We start from the raw sequence: 18,052 nt of genomic DNA on the forward strand, positions 1-18,052 counted from the left end.
TGGACATCGGGGGCGTGTTGACCACCGGCAATCGGTGCCGAAGTCTCACCCCCCGGCGCCCGACCTGCTACAACGGACAACATTGCTACCCAACCAATGTTGCATCAGATGACAATATTTCCTCATTGCTGAGCGCCTTGATCCGGTCGGGGCGGAAGCCCGACCAGTGCTCGCTGTCGGTCACCACGACCGGGGCCTGCAGGTAGCCGAGCGCGAGTACGTACTCACGGGCTTCGTCATCGATGCTGATGTCGACCTTCTCGTAAGCGATGCCCGCCTTGTCCAGCGCCTTGTAGGTGGCGTTGCACTGCACACATGCCGGCTTGGTGTACACGGTGACGGTCATCTCGGTACGACTCCTCTTCGAAGGCCTGGAAGCTGAACTGAACATGGCTGGCAACTGACGGGTTATCGCTTTCCGCTGATATCCCCATCTGGATCAGCGGCCCGGCAATCCCTGAAATTCCCGCATCTCCGGTCGTCCTGAGCCGCTCCGCCAGTCCGTCCGAGAATCCCTGAGAATCCCCGCCCGACTGATTTTCCGGCCCCGGCCGACCCTCAATTCGTTGGGGCCTGTCGGTCCGTCAAACACTACACCTAGTGGGCGACAAACCGAACAGATACAAGATGTTCTGAACAACATTCGTGAAATTCCCAGGTCGTAAGGCCGATACCGAGACACTCCCTCGGCGTGTCGCACATCACACCCGGGGGCGTGTCGCGCTCCAACTACCGGTTTATCACCAGCCACCGACAAGTTGCGGCGACGCGCCGCCTGCGACACGCCGGGCCCTGCCCGACGGAAGTCGCCAGCTACGCCGATTTCCGCGCGACAGACGCCACAGCTGTGGTACAGCCGTGACGGACGTGACAAATGCGACTATCACCCCCGCGTGGCGCGTACCGCCCACACCCCTGCCGCCAGTACGGCCACCGCTTCGGCGACCACACTGAGGACTGCATACGGTACTGGCTCGAGGCCCGTCTCCACGAATCCGAACAGTCCGACCGTTCGCGACATGCCGAAGGCCGCCAGCGCCCCCGCTGACAGCAGGCCCGACGCCCAGCCGAACCACCGCGGAGCACCCACCGCCAGCAATGCCCCGACGCCACAGAACACCGACGCCTGCACCAGGAAGCCGGTGCCCACCGTCGGGATGTGTCGGTACCCGTGCACATAGAGGTACGCGTGCAGCACGCCGCTCGCCAGCATGGCCGCTGCGATCACGAGACGGTAGATGAGAGTCACAGCAGGGTCCGTTCCTTGAGCGCGAGCGTGTGCTGGCCAGTTTGGTAACTGACCTCACGGATACCGAGCGCGTCGTGCAGCTTGCCGGCCGGCAGCGTCAGCGGTTTCGGCGCCGGACCGTCCCCGGGATGCGGCAGCGGATAGGCCGTGGTAGTCCCGCTGTGGAAGGTGATGTTGCCTTCGGTCTTGGAAAACACCTGGTGCACATGGCCGTTGAGGCAGGTCACCGACGCGAACCGCTTCAGGTAGCTCAATGCCTGCGCGGAGTCGTCGGTCCCCCAGCCCCAATCGGGGTACATCGCGAACAGCGGGATGTGGCTGAACACCACGATCGGCGTATCACTGGACAGCGAGGCGACGTCCTTCTCCAAGAATTCGAGCTGATCGACGCCCAGGTGACCGAGCTTCTTGAGGTTCAGGGTGTTCACCAGAGCGATGACATGGACGCCGGCGATATCGAAGCTGTACCAACCGTCACCGCGGGTGCCCGCCCCAAAGGCCTGCCGGTACTTGGCACCGGCGTCGTCGGCCGAATCATGTTCCCCCGGAACGGTGAACACGCGCGGCGTACGCAACCCGGTCATCATCTGCCGGACCTGATCGAACTGTTCCGGGGTGGCCAGATGCGTCAGGTCGCCGGTGTGAATGACGAAATCCGGGGTGTAGCCCAGGTTGTTGATGGTGTCGATGGCATGGGTGAACGAGCCCGCGACGTCGGTATTGGCGGCACCGGTGAAGCCGATGTGGCTGTCGCTGACCTGCGCGAAGCGCAGCGTGGGCTGCTGCGCCGGGCCGGATGAGTTGCCCGCGACGTGCGACAGCACTTCCCCACCGACCACCGACAACCCGACTGCGGCGCCGAACCACGCGCTGTGCCGGAGCAATTGACGACGGTTCATCTGCTGCGGGTCGCCGGTTGCCGAGTCATTCATCGGACCACCACCGTCCCGTGCATGAAGGGATGAATCCCGCACACGTACGTGAACGTGCCGGGCGCCGCGAAGACGTAGCTGAAGGTGGCCCCTGAACCCATTGTCGGAGAGCGGAACTGACCACCTTCGGCGACGACGTTGTGCGGGTCTTCGTCGTGGTTGGTCCAGGTCACCGTCGTTCCGGCCGGCACCGTCAGGGTGTCGGGAGCGAAGGCGAAGTTGTCGATGTTGACGGCGTCCGGCCCCGCCGGAGCCGGCGCCTGGTGGCCGGGTTCGGGCGGGGCCATGGTCATCGACCCCATCGAGCCCATCGTGGGTCCGGAGCCGTTGCCGGGTCCGCTCATGCCCGGCGTCCCACTCACGTCGGAGCTGAAAATAGCTGTGGGGGAAGCACTTTGCTGCGGTGCCGTCGAGCTGCATGCAGCCAGGAGCAGGACTGCGCCGGAGAGCGCAACCAGAGATCGTCGCGACACGACGGGAACCTCCGTAGTCGTCGGGAACGGGTGCGCCTGCGCACCCTCACCAACAGATACGGTGGCGGGTTACACGCCTCAGGCCGGCTGACTCGGAGGAGTCGGCGCGAACACCTCGATGACGCCGCCGACCTCGCGAACGTCGAACTTCGGCAGGGGTTTTGGCGCGATCGGCAGCTGATGGGTCAGGACGTGCCCATCGGTGGCGAACGACGTGGAATGGCACGGGCAGCGCAGCCGGTCGTCCGGTCCGTCGAACCAGAGCCGGCAGCCCTGGTGCGTGCAGACACCCGAGATGCCCTGCACGTTCCCGTCGACCCTGCGCACGAACCCCACAACCGAGCCCAGGTCGAACGGATGCACCGCCCCCTCAGACACATCGGAGCTGTCGGCGACCTTCTGCCAGCTGCCCGCGGACGGCACCATCTCCTGGCTCGCGGTGTCCGGATTCGCCGGCCCACTGCGTCCGACCAACGCGCGGTCGACGGCCACCGCCGCGACCGCGGCGCTCGCGGCCGCCGATGTCCCGACGATCACCTGACGACGGTTGGCACGCAGCCGGCTGGGCTGCATCGCCGCCGCGTCGTCGCCGTCGAATTGCGCAGCCAGCCGACCCTGCAGATCGGCGAGGAATTCCGGACGCGGCTCGTCGGCACCGGGCTGGGCCCCCTGCAGGTCGATCGCCATCCGCATCTGCGCCGCATCGAAGTCGTCGGGCTTGAACCCGGACGGCTTGCGCCCGCGCAGCAGCTCGTCGAGGTACCGACGCAACCCCCGCGCGTTCATGGCTCGCCCTTCTCGTTGATCTGTGCCGCCAGCCGTAATGCCCGGTGTTGCAACACCTTTGCGTTGGCGACGCTGACACCGAGCTCCGCTGCTGATTCCTTGATCGACCTGGTCTGGAGAAATCGCAGCTCCAGTATGCGTCGATAGTTGTCCGGCAAGGCCTCCAACACCGCGGCGACGCGGTCCGGCGCGGTGCTGATCGACGGTTCCGCTTCCGGCGGCGCCTCGATATCCAGGTCGATCACGGTGATCTCCCGACCCATCGTCTCGCGCCAGTGCGCGGCGAGCACCGTGCGCGCGGTACTCCGCAGATAAGACCGCACCTCGGCGGCACTCGCCGTCAGCCGCAACGGCCGCAACGCGGCGAGGAACACCTCGGCGGTGAGGTCCTCGGCGTCGGCCTGATTGCCGACCCGCGCGTAGATCGTGCGGTACACCCACCGCGCGTTGTCCTGATAGACGGATTCCCAGTCGGGATACCGGGAGTCCGACGAGACCACGCGCAGCGGGGGTCGGTGCACAGGGTCACGCTGTGCAGACACATTGGCCCCGTCTCATCGGTGCGGCCCGGCACACCCCGGGTCCACTTCGACAAGTAGATAGCCACCGGGGTTACATGCCGGGGAGGTGGGCACCGACTTCATCCGCTCTTAGCCGCCGTCATCCGCCGGATCCAGCATTCGGTCGCCGAACTGGCTGCACAGCAGCAGGGCGACCTCCACGTCGAGCCGGTCGTCCTCGATGGGCCTGCCGCGCCGTTCGATCGCGCGCTGCACCCGGTACTTCACCGAGTTCGTGTGCAGATGCAACTCCTCGGCCGCGGCCTTGTTGCTGCCGCCCGCCTTCAGGAAGGCCTGCAGCGTCTCCCGGAGGCGCCGGTCGCTGACCGTCGAACAGGCCAGTGGGCCAAGCACTTCCGTGGCCCACGCCGACAGCGCATCGACGTTCGACCCCAACAGCGCCGCGAGCGCCACACCGCGGTGACCGAACGCGGTGAACCGCCGCCGCTGCGGTCCCGACGCCACGGCGACGATTCGGGCGTCTTCGGCCTGCCGGTGTGACAGCCGAAAGCCGGCGACGCCGGACTGCGGGGTGCCGACCGCCACGTACGGGCCCTCGGCCGGCACCAGGCTGCCCAGCCACGTCACCGCCTCATCCATGACTGCCGCGGGCACCGCGACCCAGGCCCAGGCCGTGGCCCGATCGACCGAGATGAACAGTGGAGAATCTGCCGCGCCGATCGATGCGGCGAACTGCTGGACCAGGCGCTCCATCTCGGCCAGTCGATCCTCGGAGTCGTCGCACCACAAGACCACCGCGAGGTGGGTGCGCTGCAGCGGGTACCGGATCGCCACCGTCGCGGCATCGATGTCGACGTCGCCACCGGCGAGTAGCTCACGAATCTCATTGATACGCACGCTGTTTCGGTTCTCCAGCCAGCTCTCCCGAGCCTGCTGATAGACCTCGACGACCTCTTGCGAGATCCGGTCGATGTAGTTGAACGAGATCGTCGACATCGCGTCGAACACGTCCAACGCCAGTCGCGGATCGAGTTCGGCCGTCCGGATCTCCTCCAGCACGGCTTTCAGCACCGCCTGCTGGCCCAGTCGGTAGGACCGGACCAGCACATTGGCCGAGATGTCCCGTTGCGCCAGCCGGAGCGCGTGTTCGATGGCCGCTGCCGGAGCGTGCACGAGGTCGATCGAGATACCGTGCCGGGCTGCGGCGAAGAACGCGTCGATGTTCGCGGCGACCGAATCGCCCAGAATCTGCTGCAGCTGTTCCTCGCCACGCAGCTCGGCGATATCGGACACCAGCTGATCCGAGACCGAGCGCGTGATGTCGGTGAGGCGAGCGTCCAGTCGCGTGCCGATTCCGGCCATCGCTTGGGTCAACGCGTCATCGTTGCGGTCCCCGCCACCGGCCATTAGCTGCCTGTTCTCCCGGCCACCCCCAAACCGTAGTTCGTCGTCAGTCCGTTTGTCCCCGAAGGAAGGCAAAGGGCCGTCGGCATCCGTTCCCGGATGCCGACGGCCCTTTTCTGTTCTGGGGTCAGCCGACCTCGGCGGCCAACTTGGCGATCACTCCGCGCACGCCATCGACAACCTCGGCAGCCTCCCGCGGATGGTTGCCGTCGAACGCCGAAGCCGGCAGCGACAGCTTGACGTCCACGACATCCGCACCGGCGATGCCGAACGACTTGCGCGTCTCGTCGTGCGCCCACACGCCGCCGTACTGCCCGAGCGCGGTACCGATCACGGCCAGCGGCTTGCCGCTGACGGCACCGGCGCCATAGGGGCGGGACAGCCAGTCGATCGCGTTCTTCAAGACGGCGGGAATGGTGCCGTTGTACTCCGGGGTCACGGCCAGGATGGCGTCGGCGTCGCCTGCGATCTGGCGCAGCGCGACCACCGCTTCGGGCAGTGACTCGTTGTCCAGGTCTTCGTTGTAGAACGGCAGGTCGCCGAGGCCGTCTGCCACTCGTACCGTCACGCCGTCGGCCGCCGACTCGACCGCGACCTCGGCGAGTTGCCGGTTCAGCGAGGCCGCACGGAGGCTGCCGACCAGGACCAGGACCTTGGTTTCTGCCATTTTCTTTCTCCTAGCTTGTGTCTGTGGCCGGTTCCGGCGAACCGATCCTCGCATGAGTCAACCGGACTGTGGTCCGATTAATTCCGTCTGAGCTAAAGTTCGATTATGAGCGACGGGTTGGCGCAGCTGCGGCCGACGAACCTGCCTATGGCCGGCCTGCCGATGACCCCTGCGGCGCCGGTTGAGCGCGGCGACGCGGCGCGCAACCGACTCCTGCTGCTCGACGCGGCCCGCCGACTCATCGCCGAGCGCGGCGCCGAGTCCGTCACGATGGACGACATCGCGGTCGAGGCCGGCGTCGGCAAGGGCACCTTGTTTCGCCGGTTCGGCAGCCGCTCCGGCCTGATGCTCGTACTTCTCGACGAGGACGAGCAGGTCGAACAGAACGCCCTGATGTTCGGCCCACCCCCACTGGGACCCGGCGCGCCACCATTGGAACGGCTGATCGCCTACGGCCGCGACCGGCTCCAGTTCGTCTGGCAGCACCGTGCCCTGCTGTCCGACGCGGGGCGCGACCCGCAGAGCCGGTTCGGGGCCGCTGCCGCTGTCCACCGCACCCACGTCCGGATGCTACTGAACTCCGCCGGCACCACGGGGAACCTGAATGCCCAGACCGATGCCCTGCTGGCCCTGCTCGAAGCCGACTACGTGAGCCACCAGCACGACGATCTCGGCCACAGCCTGCAGGCGCAGGGTGCTGCGTGGGAAAGCGTGGCGCACAAGCTTTGTGGGCACTGAGATGACGTGGGTGCTGCACGTCGATCTCGACCAGTTCCTGGCTTCCGTCGAACTGCGCCGGCACCCTGAGCTGGTCGGGCAGCCGGTCATCGTGGGTGGTAGCGGCGACCCCACCGAACCCCGCAAGGTCGTCACCTGCGCCTCCTACGAGGCAAGGGAATTCGGCGTCCACGCCGGGATGCCGCTGCGCACCGCGGCCCGCAAGTGTCCGGAGGCCGTGTTCCTGCCCTCCGACGCGCCCGCGTATGACGAAGCCTCCGAACAGGTGATGGGCCTGCTGCGCGACCTCGGACATCCGGTCGAGGTGTGGGGCTGGGACGAGGCGTATGTCGGTGCGTCCGTGGCTGATCCGTTCGAGCTCGCCGAGAAGATTCGCGCCGTGATCGCCGCCGAGACCGGGCTGTCGTGCAGCGTCGGGATCAGTGACAACAAGCAGCGCGCCAAGGTCGCCACCGGATTCGGCAAGCCGGCCGGGGTTTTCGCCCTCTCGGCCGAGAACTGGATGACGGTGATGGGCGACCGTCCGGTCGACGCGCTCTGGGGCGTCGGCCCCAAGACCGCGAAAAAGCTTGCCGAGCTCGACATCACCACCGTCGCAGAGCTGGCCCGTACCGATGCGGAGCTGCTCACCTCGACCTTCGGCCCGACGACGGGACTGTGGATTCTGTTGCTGGCCAAGGGCGGTGGCGACAGCACCGTGACGGCCGAGCCGTGGGTGCCGCGCTCGCGCAGTCATGTGGTGACGTTCCCGCAGGACCTCACAGACACCGCCGAGATGGAAGCTGCTGTCATGGAACTGGCTCGGCGCACTCTGGATGAAATCGTCGAGCAGGGTCGGCAGGTAACCCGGGTCGCGGTGACCCTGCGCACCAAGACGTTCTTCACCCGCACCAAGATTCGCAAGTTGCCGGTCGCCGGTACCGATCTGGATGCCATCACCCGGACCGCCATCGATCTGCTGCACGAATTCGAGCTGGACCGGCCGGTGCGGCTGCTCGGCGTCCGCCTGGAACTGGAGATGCCGTAGCAGTGCTCACCACCATCGCCATCCGGGGCTACCGGTCGCTGCGCGAGATCGTGCTACCCCTCTCGGAATTGACCGTGGTCACCGGAGCCAACGGCACGGGCAAATCGTCGGTGTACCGGGCGCTGGGACTACTGGCCGACTGCGGTCGTGGTGAGGTCATCGGATCCCTGGCCCGCGAAGGCGGGTTGCAGTCGGTGCTGTGGGCCGGCCCGGAGAACACCAGTGGGGCCCGCCGGACCGGCGCCACCGAGGGCACCGGCCGGACCCGGCCCGTTTCACTCGAACTCGGCTTCGCGGCAACTGATTTCGGTTACTTCATCGATCTCGGGCTGCCGCAGGACCCGGGCCACAACTCGATGTTCGGGCAGGACCCGGAGATCAAGCGGGAGACGGTGTTCGCGGGGCCGTCTCCCCGGCCGAGCAGTTCCTTGGTCCGCCGTACCCGGACCTACGCCGAAGTGGCCTCCGATTCGGGCCGCGGCTTCGACGAGCTGACCCGTGCCCTGCCCAGCTACCGTAGCGTCCTCGCCGAGTACGCGAACCCGGAGGCACTGCCCGAGCTGGCCGCGGTTCGGGATCGCTTGCGCGACTGGCGCTTCTACGACGGTTTCCGGGTCGACCGGGACGCGCCGGCCCGCCGCCGCCAGGTCGGTACCCGGACCCCGGTGCTCAGCGACGACGGCAGCGACCTGGCCGCCGCCGTGCAAACCATCCTCGAGGCCGGGTTCGACGATCTGTCACGGGCGGTCGGGGACGCGTTCGACGGCGCCGAGATATCGGTGAGCTCCGACGACGGGCTGTTCGAACTGCAGCTGCACCAGCGCGGCATGCTCCGCCCGCTCCGGTCGGCAGAATTGTCCGACGGCACACTGCGATTCCTGCTCTGGGGCGCCGCCCTGCTGTCCCCCGAGCCACCTCAGCTCATGGTGCTCAACGAGCCGGAGACGTCACTGCACCCCGACCTGGTCGGCCCGCTCGCGGACATGATCGCCGCAGCCGCGCGCAAGACGCAGATCGTCGTGGTCACGCACTCGGCCAGGCTGCGCGAGCGGCTGGCCGGTTGCGACGCAAGCGAAGTCGAACTGGTCAAGCAGTGGGGCGAGAGCCACGTCGACGGCCAGACCATGATCAGCGCGCCCCCGTGGGACTGGGGAAAGCGCTGACCCTCAGCGGTTTTGGGGCTCAGCCCGTTTGGGCCGCAGGGCCCGGGTGAACAACACGTTCACCTGACGCATCGACACGCTGTAAGGCCACCATGCCAGCCGCTTGAACAGATACAGCGCCCGGATGTCCGCCGACGTGTAGATCATGAACCGGTTCTTGGCCACCCCGGACAGCAGTTTGTCCGCAGCCTGCTCCGGCGACACCGCATGCCCGGCGAACCTGGCCACCCAGCGCTGCACCTGCGGATCGTCGCGATCAACGCCCGCGATCTGAACCGTCTGCACCAGCGGCGTTTTCACTGCGCCGGGCACCACGACCGACACCCCGATGCGGTGCCGGGCCAGGTCGAAGCGCAGCACCTCGCTCACGCCACGCAGGCCGTACTTGCTGGCACTGTAGGCGGCATGCCAGGGCAACGCGACGATGCCCGCGGCCGACGACACGTTGGCCAGGCGTCCGCCGCGGCCGGCGGCCACCATGGGCGGAACCATGGTCTCGATGACGTGGATGGGCCCCATCAAGTTGACGTCGACCATCGAGCGCCAGTGCTGATGGGTCAGGGTGCTGACGGTGCCCCAGGCCGAGATCCCGGCGATGTTGAGCACCACATCCATGGCCTCGTGCCGGCTGTGGATGTCGGCGGCAAAGGCCGCGACGGCGTCGTAGTCGGAGATGTCGAGCGCACGGCATTCGGCCACCTCACCGCCCAGCGCACGGGCATCGGCGGCGGTCTGTTCCAGACCCGAAGCGTCGCGGTCCGTCAGGAACAGGATCGCGCCCTGCTGAGCCAGTTTGAGCACGGTCGCCCGGCCGATCCCGCTGGCCGCCCCCGTCACGAAACACCGCTTACCTGCGTAGCCGCTCCACCGCGTCATGGCCTGACCCTACACAGGCAGGTCTCCGCCACCCCATAACGCGCTGAGCCACATCCGCTCCACGATCGCCAGGGCGCGCTGCGGGTCTCCGTCTCGACCGATGAAGGCACTGTCATGCGACAACGTCATCGCCGTGGTTGACGTCAAAGTGCGAACCAACGCCGGTAGGTCGTCAGAGATCGGCCGGGCGCCGGTGTCCTGTTCGACGAGCCCGACGATCTTGGCGATCACGCCGTCTTCGAAATCGGCCATCAAGTCGCGGATTTCGGCGTCGGTGTTCTGCGCGATGGTGCACGCCGCCATGATCGGGTCATTGCTGGCGAACACCGCCGCCGCGCTGCCAACCATTCGCTTGGCGAAAGACGCCGGCGTCTCGCCCGTCTCGCGTGGCGCGAAGTTGTGGGTGAGCGCGTCCAGTTCCTCCATGGCCTCGGACACGATCTTGGCCAGCACGGAGTACTTGGAGTCGAAGTAGAAGTAGAAGCCCGACCGCGCGACACCGGCCCGGGCGCTGATGGTGCTGACAGACAGGTCAGCGAACGGCTTCTCCTCCAGCAGTTCCCGAACCGCGGTGATGATGGCGTCGCGTTGCCTGTCGCCTCGGCTGCGGCCCCTGTCGACCGTCTCGACTTCAGCGCTCATGGCGCTCACGATGTCACCGCCGACACACCAATTCAAAACTTGACACGCGTCAAGTATGCCAGCCAAGATGACATCAGGTGGTGACTTTCACCACAAAACACGGCTCATGAGCGGACAGGAAACCCTCGATGGCAACTATCAGCACCCCGAACTACCTCATCGATCAGGCCATCCGGCGAATCAAGCCCACTCCGTCCAACCTGCCGGGCATGGGCCTCGTCGAGCAGCGACTGCGCGCCAAGAAGTGGGACGAGTTCGTGTTCGCCGAGCCGCCGGCGGGCAGCGGCCTCAAGGCGATCAAGGGCGACTCGGGACTGCCGGTCATCGGCCACCTGATCGAGGCGTTCCGCAGTGGCCCCGAGTTCGTGCTGGAGCAGTACCGCAAGCACGGTCCGTTGTACTTCGCCGACTCGCCTGCGATGTCCGCGGTCGCCGCGATGGGACCCGACGCCACTCAGGCGGTGTTCTCCAACCGCAACAAGGACTTCTCCCAGAAGGCCTGGGATCCGGTGATCGGGCCGTTCTTCGAGGGCGGCCTGATGCTGCTCGACTTCGACGAGCACATGTTCCACCGCCGGATCATGCAAGAGGCCTTCACCCGGTCCCGCTTGACCGGTTACGTGTCGCACATCGACTCCGTCGCCACCAAGGTGCTGGCCACCGACTGGGTGGCCAACGATCCCCGGTTCCTGTTCCACCCCTCGGTCAAGGAGCTGACGCTCGACATCGCCGCCGAGGTCTTCATGGGCATCCCGGCGGGCACCGACCACAAGCTCGTCACCACCGTCAACCACGCCTTCACCACCACGACCCGGGCCGGCAACGCGATCGTCCGGACGCCCGTCCCGCCTCTCAAGTGGTGGCGCGGCATCCAGGCCCGCAAGACGCTGGAGGAGTACTTCTCGCGCTCGATCGCCGAGAAGCGCCGCAGCGAGAGCACCGACATGTTCAGCGTGCTGTGTCACGCCCAGGACGAGGACGGCGGCAGCTTCACCGACGACCAGATCGTCAGCCACATGATCTTCCTGATGATGGCCGCGCACGACACCTCGACGTCGACGATGACCACCATGGCCTACCACCTGGCGGCCAACCCGGAGTGGCAGGACAGGTTGCGCGAGGATTCCGCGCGCATCGGGGACGGTCCGCTGGACATCGAGTCGCTGGAGAAGCTCGAGACCTACGACCTGGTGATCAACGAAGCGCTGCGCTTGCAGACGCCGCTGCCGTTCAACTTCCGGCGGGCAGTGCGCGACACCGAGCTGCTGGGCTACTACATCCCGGAGGGCACCGACGTCATCACCTGGCCGTCGCTCAACCACATGCTGCCCGAATTGTGGACGGCCCCCGAGAAGTTCGATCCGGACCGCTTCGCCGAGCCGCGCAACGAGCACAAGTCGCACCGCTACGCATTCGCCCCATTCGGCGGCGGGGCGCACAAGTGCATCGGCATGGTCTTCGGCCAGCTGGAGATCAAGACGGTCATGCACCGGTTGCTGCGTCGCTACCGCCTGGAACTCCCGCACAAGGGCTACAAGCCGCGATACGACTACGGCGGCATGCCGGTACCGATCGACGGCATGCCGATCACGCTGCGCCCCATCGGCTGATCCCCCGCCGAAACGGCGTTTAGAAACTAGGCGTGCAGCCGGTTGGCACACGCGATCATCGCCCGCAGCGCCGACTGGACCGGGTCGCGGGCCCAGCCCATGGCCCACTCCGCGCGCGCGCCGTCGGTGCCCTGGATGAAAGTCGCGATGCCGCCGCCGACGGCGGGCAGCTGATGGAACCTGATCATCTCGACGGCCATCCCGCGCTCGTGCAGCATGGCGGTCAGCGCGGCGACGGGCCCCGTCGCGGCCGCCGTCGAGGTAGCGATGCGGTCGCCGACGGCGATGCTGGCCCGGTACGTGCGAGCGGCGGTGACGCCGCGGCGACGGTCGTCGCCGGCGGTGCCCCAACTGCCAAGGCGGACCGGCCCACGTTGATGGCCGTAGTGGTCGATGAAGCTGTCGTGACACATCGTTTCGGCGTGTTCGCGCAGGTCACGAGGCACGGGGCGGTCAAACAGATCCGCGAAACGCGAAGTGGTGGAGATAGCGGTGGAGGTGAACATGCGTCGGTCTTTTCTGCTCGAAAGAAGTGACCGACAGGTAGTAGCGTCCGACCCACAGCGAGGGGTCGGTCAGGATCAGACCCCGCTGTGGGTACTGGCTACTACGAGCATGTGAAGCATGGTCGCCGAGGTTAGTCCGCGACCGCGCCTCGGGTCAAGGCGATTTCACGGCCTTGTTGAGCAGCCACAGGAACGGCCGGTGGCTGGCGTGCCCGTCCCGGTGCAGCGGCATGCTGTCCCGCGCCGCGGAATACCAGGCGGCGCGGCCGACACCGGTGAAGTCCAGTTGCCGACCGCATCGGCCGGCGAGCGCGTGCAGCAGCAGCATCCCGGTGCGCCCGTTGCCTTCCCGGAACGGGTGAATCTGGTTGTACCGGGCGTATATCCGGGATAGTTCCCAGGCCAGCCTCGGGTCGTCGAAGCCGGCACCGATATCTGCCAATGCTGTTGCGGCGAGCCGGATTTCGTCCAGTCGGGCCGCGATGTCAACCTGCCAGGTGAACGCCGAGTCGCCGCGGCGAAGGTCGACGGTGCGCAGCTCCCCCGCCCAGGGATACACGTCACCGAAGAGCTCGCGGTGCAGAGCGCTGATATCGATGCTCGGCTCGGACCGCCGGCCATGCCACAGCACCATTCGGCCCGCCGTCACCTGAAATTCCACCGCCGCCAGGTCAGGTCCGCTTTGAATACCAAAGTTGTTGCGCAGCACCGATGTTCCGGGTATCAGGTACGGTGCCCGGCGCCAGCGGAACCGGCGCCGCACCGGCGCCGGCGGATACTGCTCGCGACACCGCGTCAGGTAGTCGCCGAAATCCATGGCGCCGGAAGCCAGTGCACCCAAGTCGACGATGTGGGCGGGCTCGGGTTCCCAGCCTTCGATGCGCTGGGCGGCGAGTGTCTGCTGCACCGCTCGGTGTGCCGCGAGCGCGGTCGCGGCGGCCTCGGTGAACTCTGCCGCCATCACCGGAACGCCGACGTCGATGCGAGAAAAGTCAGCTTGCGGCTGATGCCGGCCACCTCTCGGGCCACACTGCGCAGCATGGCTCGCTCCTGCGGCGGCAGCTCCGAGAGCACCACCTGGTCGCCACCGGCCCTCGACGTCCACCGAAATCTCACCAACGCGGTGAAACACTCGTGAAGGCTCGAAACATCGTCGGCATCAAGCACATTCGCGGCTCCGGCGGCGTCGAGCCGGCTGGGTGTCGACAGCGCGGTGGAACCGGCCGACACCGCCGCCCACCGCGCGATCTTCACCAGCGGATCGATCGCGGCCAGTTTGAGGTCGACGGCGTCGGACTGGTTGGCCAACATGCGCAGCCGGGAGGGGAACGTGGCCCGAAACGTGGTGGCGTCCTGCAGCAGGTACTGACGGACCGGGTAGTTGTAGACGGCGGCGCGCACCACCTGAGCGCGCAGCAAGTCCTCGGTCACCGTCGCGTCGGCCAGGTGGACGGCACGGGAGTCGGCCAGCACGCCGGTCATCACCACGCCGCGGTCCTGCCGCGGATCGGCTGCCCAGTGCGCGATGCCGTCAGACCACGCGCTCGCCGATCGGCAGAACCGCGGCCGGCTGGCCAGCACCCCGTTGGCGTCGGCTCGCACACCACACCGCTCCAGGACGGCATGCACTGCAGCGGCCGCTTCCAGTGCCTCGTCCCGCCCGGCGTCGTCCGCCAGCACGACCAGGGTCTCGACGTCGGATCCCGCCACCGCCTCGCCCCGCGCGACACTGCCGGAGACGAACCACGACCATGGCACGCCGACGGGCGTCAGCCGAACAGCCGCCGCGACGCCGGATCGGAGCACCTGAGACCAGGCTGCCGCGACCTCAACGGCCGGAGCCGACGCGCGTGCGGCGGCCCGCACGGCCTGCAGGCCGTGCTCGATTCCCGAGCGCAGCGCGGCGTCGTCGCCCGCCTCATCGATCGCGCCGATCGCGTCCATGACGCTATTTCTATCGGAGGACAGTTATTCCTGCTCGCCCAGTTGGATATTGTTTGCCGCGATGAGCTGGCAGCACGCACTACTTCTGCTCGCCGCCGGCGTCGCAGGCGGCCTGACCGGGAGCATCGCGGGGCTGGCATCCGTCGCGACGTATCCGGCCCTGCTGATGGCCGGGCTGCCTCCGGTGGCGGCGAACGTGACCAACACCGTCGCGCTGACCTTCAACACCATCGGATCGGTCTGGGGTTCCCTCCCCGAACTCGACGGCATGGGACCGTGGCTGCGCCGTGTCCTGCCGGCCGCCGCACTCGGCGGGGCGGCCGGGGCCGCCCTGCTTTTGGCCCTGCCTGCCGAGGGCTTCGAGGTGGTGGTCCCGGTGCTGCTCGGCCTGTCCTCGGTCACCATCGCCATCCCCCAACGGCGCGGCGCCGACACCGAACCCGGCCGGGGGCGGGCGGTGCTCATCTCCGTCGCGATCTTCGTGATCTGTGTGTACGGCGGGTATTTCGGCGCCGCGGCCGGCGTGGTGCTGCTCGCCTTGTTGCTGCATAGCGGCAGTGAGTCGATGGCCCACGCCAACGCCGCGAAGAACGTCATCCTCGGCGTGGCCAATGGTGTTGCCGCCGTGGGCTTCATCGCGCTCGCCCCGGTGAACTGGATTGCGGTGGTCCCGCTGGGCTTCGGGTGTCTGGTGGGCTCCCGACTGGGTCCGGTCGTGGTGCGGCACACCCCGGCGACACCGCTGCGATTGACCATCGCGGTGGCCGGCCTGGCGTTGGCCGTCAAGCTGGGCTGGGATACCTACCGATAGGCGAACGGGTTGTCGCCCTTGGCAACCCGCACACCCAGCTGGATCAGCTCGGTGGCGGAGGCATGCAGCTTCTCCCCTGCCTCGCGGTCGGCCAGACCCGCCAGGAACCGCGACCAGGTGCCCTCGATGACGATGCCCAGCTTGAAGCAGGCCATCGCGAGGTACCAGTCCAGATGCTCGGTGCGTCGGCCGCCCGCGGCAAGATAGGCGTCCAGCAGTTCGTCCCGGCCGGCAAGTCCGCCGGCCTCCGCCAGCGCGGCACCGACGACAATGGCGTTGGGCGCCGTCGGCCAGCACACCAGCATCCAGCCCAGGTCCAGCAGCGGGTCGCCGACGGTGCACATCTCCCAGTCGACGAACGCCGCCAGTTCCGGCTTGTCATGGCGCAGCATGACGTTGTTCAGGTGGCAGTCGCCGTGCATGATTCCAGGCTCGCCATCGGGCGGCCGGTTGTCGGTCAACCAGGTCGCCAGTTGGGCAACCCCGTCCAGCGATTCGGGGTCGTAGTGGTCATGCCGATAACTCTGCAGCAGGCCGACGAACTGCGGAACCTGCCGTGCCACAAACGATCCCGGCTTGCGAATGGCCGCCAACGGGCTGCCGTCCCACGCGACATTGCCCAGCTGCGCCAGGCTCGCCGCGTAGGACGGCCCGACGTCATGGCGCAGGCTCGGGTCGGCCGCGTAGGCCGGCGACAGCTCCTCACCGGGGTTGAAGCCGTCGACTTCGGCCATCAGATAGAAGACGACGCCGAGCACCGACGGATCCTCGCAGCCGGCGATGAACGTGGGATGCGGCACCGACGTGCCGGCCAGGGTCCGCAGCACCGCGATCTCACGCTGCATGGTCTTGTCACTGGTGGGCCGCGGATGCAGCGGCGGGCGGCGCAGCACCACCGGCCGGCCGTCGATGTGCAACCGCACCACGATGTTTTGTGTACCGCCGGTCAGCGGCTCGACGTCGGTGAGGTGCTCACCCAGCCCCTCGGCGCGGATCCAGTTCTGGACGATGTCTCGGTCACGGTCGGTCAACGTCGGCTGCATGATGCTGTGATTCTGGCCCGGAATCACCCGAACGGGCAGCCATTTCTTACGATCCGTTTTCATTTGGGACTGACCTACCAGATGAGTCGTACTGTGGCGGTGTGGCACTTCGACTGGATCCGCATCGATCGCTCGCCGGCCTGGCGGCCGCGGCCGTGGCGCTCGGCGTTGCTGCGCTCCTGGCGATTCCCCTTGGTCCGCACGCCGATTCCCGCACCGCGGTCGGGTCGGTGGTCATCGATCGGACCCCGGGCCCGGTCAAAGAGTGGGCCATCCAGACTTTCGCCACCAACGACAAACTGTTCCTGACCGTGGCGGTGATCCTGGCCATCGCGGTGATCGCCATGGTGACAGCGCAATTCGAGGACCGGAAGCTCGGCAGCATCGCCATCGGGCTGGCCGGGGTGCTGGGCGGCGCCGCGGTGCTGTCCCGCACCGGCGCCCGCCCCATCGACGTCCTCCCGTCCCTCGTCGGTGCGGCGGCGGGCATCGCAGTCCTGCGCGTCCTGGTCTCCGAGCGCCTCGATCCCCGGGTCCCCGAACCAGACGCGGACACCGGTGCCGCCGATCCCGGCCGGCGTCGATCGCTGGCGGCCCTGGGCTTCTTGGCTGCCGGAACCCTCGCCGGCGTGATCGGCACGGTCCTGGGCCGCGCGGCGTCGTCGGTCTCGGGCGACCGCAGCGCCTTCACCCCGCCGGCGCCCAAAATCCCTGGCCCGCCGATCCCGCCGGACGTGCAACCAGCCGGGGTGGACCTGCCGCCGTTCATCACCCCGAACGCGGACTTCTACCGGATCGACACGGCGCTGTCCGTCCCGCAGGTACAGCGGCAGGACTGGCGACTGCGGATCCACGGGATGGTCGATCGCGAGGTCACCTTTCGCTTCGACGAGCTCGCTCAGTTCGAGGCGATCGACAAGGTCGTCACGCTCACCTGCGTGTCAAACCCGGTGGGCGGCAACCTGATATCGAATGCCACCTGGACCGGCTACCGGGTGCGCGACCTGTTGGCCCGGGCCGGCATCCACGCCGACGCCGACATGGTGCTGTCCAAGTCCATCGACGGGTTCACCGCGGGCACCCCCGTCGAGGCACTGACCGACAACCGCGACGCGCTCCTGGCCGTCGCCATGAACGGCGAACCGCTGCCGACCGAGCACGGCTACCCGGCGCGGCTCGTGGTTCCCGGTTTGTACGGCTACGTCTCGGCGACCAAGTGGCTCGTCGATCTGGAACTCACCAGATTCGATCGGGCCCAGGCCTATTGGACGAAGTTGGGCTGGTCCGCGCATGGGCCGATCAAGACCGAGTCGCGCATCGACGTGCCGCGCGCCGGCTCCGGGGTGCCGATGGGTCCGGCGACGTTCGGCGGCGTCGCGTGGGCGCAGAACCGCGGTGTGCGCGCGGTGGAGGTCCGCATCGACGACGGTCCGTGGCGGCCGGCGACGCTGGGCGCCGCGTATTCGAACGACACCTGGCGGCTGTGGAGTTACCGCTGGCAGGCAGACCAGCCGGGGCGCCACACCATCACCGTCCGCGCCACCGATGGCACCGGCACGGTGCAGACCGCCGACGTCGCCGGTGCCGTCCCCGACGGAGCGACGGGCTGGCATTCGGTGTCCTTCACCGTGGCCTGAGCCGGATGTCGGACCCCCGTGCC

20 protein-coding genes are annotated in these 18,052 nt (G+C 67.6%); 6 read left to right on the forward strand and 14 right to left on the reverse strand.

All coding sequences use genetic code 11. From position 1 onward, the window contains the following. Nucleotides 1-85 precede the first annotated feature (85 nt). The 8 genes from nrdH to TL10_RS23570 form a co-directional block, all read right to left on the reverse strand. On the reverse strand, nucleotides 86-346 hold the full coding sequence (gene nrdH / locus TL10_RS23535; RefSeq protein ID WP_043987589.1) for a glutaredoxin-like protein NrdH: 261 nt from the start codon (nucleotides 344-346) through the stop codon (nucleotides 86-88). A 537-nt stretch (nucleotides 347-883) separates the two neighbouring features. Continuing rightward, nucleotides 884-1,213 (reverse strand): hypothetical protein, encoded by a 330-nt coding sequence (locus TL10_RS23540; RefSeq protein WP_043987624.1) that lies wholly within the window; start codon nucleotides 1,211-1,213, stop codon nucleotides 884-886. 32 nt (nucleotides 1,214-1,245) lie between these two features. Then, nucleotides 1,246-2,181, reverse strand: a complete 936-nt coding sequence (locus tag TL10_RS23545) for a metallophosphoesterase family protein (RefSeq protein ID WP_043987590.1) — start codon at nucleotides 2,179-2,181, stop codon at nucleotides 1,246-1,248. Continuing rightward, entirely contained in the window at nucleotides 2,178-2,615 is a 438-nt protein-coding gene (locus TL10_RS23550) for a cupredoxin domain-containing protein (protein ID WP_390892817.1), read from the reverse strand. The genes TL10_RS23545 and TL10_RS23550 overlap by 4 nt, the downstream gene beginning before the upstream one ends. Nucleotides 2,616-2,732: 117 nt before the next feature. Continuing rightward, the gene (locus tag TL10_RS23555; RefSeq protein ID WP_043987591.1) at nucleotides 2,733-3,440 is read right to left on the reverse strand and encodes a Rieske (2Fe-2S) protein; all 708 of its coding nucleotides are present in this window, start codon (nucleotides 3,438-3,440) and stop codon (nucleotides 2,733-2,735) included. After that, nucleotides 3,437-3,982, reverse strand: coding sequence for an RNA polymerase sigma factor (locus TL10_RS23560; RefSeq protein WP_043987592.1), 546 nt, complete (start codon nucleotides 3,980-3,982; stop codon nucleotides 3,437-3,439). The genes TL10_RS23555 and TL10_RS23560 overlap by 4 nt, the downstream gene beginning before the upstream one ends. Before the next feature lie 108 nt (nucleotides 3,983-4,090). Next, entirely contained in the window at nucleotides 4,091-5,335 is a 1,245-nt protein-coding gene (locus TL10_RS23565) for a PucR family transcriptional regulator (RefSeq protein WP_234711527.1), read from the reverse strand. Between the two features lie 157 nt (nucleotides 5,336-5,492). Next, nucleotides 5,493-6,032, reverse strand: a complete 540-nt coding sequence (locus TL10_RS23570) for an NADPH-dependent FMN reductase (RefSeq protein ID WP_043987594.1) — start codon at nucleotides 6,030-6,032, stop codon at nucleotides 5,493-5,495. Between the two features lie 105 nt (nucleotides 6,033-6,137). On the opposite strand from TL10_RS23570, the gene TL10_RS23575 reads away from it, so the two are divergent. Genes TL10_RS23575 through TL10_RS23585 form a run of 3 tightly spaced genes read left to right on the forward strand, consistent with a single transcriptional unit; the run spans nucleotide 6,138 to nucleotide 8,960 of the window. Further along, nucleotides 6,138-6,770, forward strand: coding sequence for a TetR/AcrR family transcriptional regulator (locus tag TL10_RS23575; protein WP_110789204.1), 633 nt, complete (start codon nucleotides 6,138-6,140; stop codon nucleotides 6,768-6,770). Nucleotide 6,771: 1 nt separating this feature from the next. Beyond that, nucleotides 6,772-7,797, forward strand: a complete 1,026-nt coding sequence (locus TL10_RS23580; RefSeq protein ID WP_043987595.1) for a DNA polymerase IV — start codon at nucleotides 6,772-6,774, stop codon at nucleotides 7,795-7,797. A gap of 2 nt (nucleotides 7,798-7,799) precedes the next feature. Continuing rightward, complete coding sequence (locus tag TL10_RS23585) at nucleotides 7,800-8,960, forward strand: AAA family ATPase (RefSeq protein ID WP_043987596.1); 1,161 nt, start codon at nucleotides 7,800-7,802, stop codon at nucleotides 8,958-8,960. 3 nt (nucleotides 8,961-8,963) lie between these two features. Here TL10_RS23585 and TL10_RS23590 read toward each other — a convergent pair whose 3' ends face one another. Beyond that, nucleotides 8,964-9,836: an SDR family oxidoreductase gene (locus TL10_RS23590; protein ID WP_043395121.1), complete on the reverse strand. Its 873-nt coding sequence runs from the start codon at nucleotides 9,834-9,836 to the stop codon at nucleotides 8,964-8,966. Nucleotides 9,837-9,845: 9 nt separating this feature from the next. Further along, the gene (locus tag TL10_RS23595; RefSeq protein WP_043395119.1) at nucleotides 9,846-10,478 is read right to left on the reverse strand and encodes a TetR/AcrR family transcriptional regulator; all 633 of its coding nucleotides are present in this window, start codon (nucleotides 10,476-10,478) and stop codon (nucleotides 9,846-9,848) included. Nucleotides 10,479-10,606: 128 nt separating this feature from the next. On the opposite strand from TL10_RS23595, the gene TL10_RS23600 reads away from it, so the two are divergent. Continuing rightward, complete coding sequence (locus TL10_RS23600) at nucleotides 10,607-12,088, forward strand: cytochrome P450 (protein ID WP_043395117.1); 1,482 nt, start codon at nucleotides 10,607-10,609, stop codon at nucleotides 12,086-12,088. Between the two features lie 26 nt (nucleotides 12,089-12,114). On the opposite strand, the gene TL10_RS23605 is transcribed toward TL10_RS23600, so the two are convergent. The 3 genes from TL10_RS23605 to TL10_RS23615 form a co-directional block, all read right to left on the reverse strand. Beyond that, nucleotides 12,115-12,594 carry a 2-isopropylmalate synthase gene (locus tag TL10_RS23605; RefSeq protein WP_043987597.1) on the reverse strand — a complete coding sequence of 160 codons (480 nt, stop codon included), beginning with the start codon at nucleotides 12,592-12,594 and terminating at the stop codon, nucleotides 12,115-12,117. A 154-nt stretch (nucleotides 12,595-12,748) separates the two neighbouring features. Then, the gene (locus TL10_RS23610) at nucleotides 12,749-13,555 is read right to left on the reverse strand and encodes a Fic/DOC family protein (RefSeq protein ID WP_043987598.1); all 807 of its coding nucleotides are present in this window, start codon (nucleotides 13,553-13,555) and stop codon (nucleotides 12,749-12,751) included. Further along, nucleotides 13,555-14,538, reverse strand: coding sequence for a putative nucleotidyltransferase substrate binding domain-containing protein (locus TL10_RS23615; RefSeq protein ID WP_110789205.1), 984 nt, complete (start codon nucleotides 14,536-14,538; stop codon nucleotides 13,555-13,557). Before TL10_RS23615 ends, TL10_RS23610 begins: the two co-directional genes overlap by 1 nt. A gap of 61 nt (nucleotides 14,539-14,599) precedes the next feature. Here TL10_RS23615 and TL10_RS23620 point away from each other — a divergent pair, with 61 nt between their 5' ends. Further along, nucleotides 14,600-15,349, forward strand: a complete 750-nt coding sequence (locus TL10_RS23620) for a sulfite exporter TauE/SafE family protein (protein WP_043987600.1) — start codon at nucleotides 14,600-14,602, stop codon at nucleotides 15,347-15,349. On the opposite strand, the gene TL10_RS23625 is transcribed toward TL10_RS23620, so the two are convergent. Then, nucleotides 15,340-16,392 carry a phosphotransferase family protein gene (locus tag TL10_RS23625; RefSeq protein ID WP_081936670.1) on the reverse strand — a complete coding sequence of 351 codons (1,053 nt, stop codon included), beginning with the start codon at nucleotides 16,390-16,392 and terminating at the stop codon, nucleotides 15,340-15,342. The genes TL10_RS23620 and TL10_RS23625 overlap by 10 nt on opposite strands. 101 nt (nucleotides 16,393-16,493) lie before the next feature. On the opposite strand from TL10_RS23625, the gene TL10_RS23630 reads away from it, so the two are divergent. Then, entirely contained in the window at nucleotides 16,494-18,029 is a 1,536-nt protein-coding gene (locus TL10_RS23630; RefSeq protein WP_043987601.1) for a molybdopterin-dependent oxidoreductase, read from the forward strand. Nucleotides 18,030-18,052: the final 23 nt, after the last annotated feature.

This window comes from Mycolicibacterium llatzerense, from assembly GCF_000878195.1.
Lineage (GTDB): Bacteria > Actinomycetota > Actinomycetes > Mycobacteriales > Mycobacteriaceae > Mycobacterium > Mycobacterium llatzerense.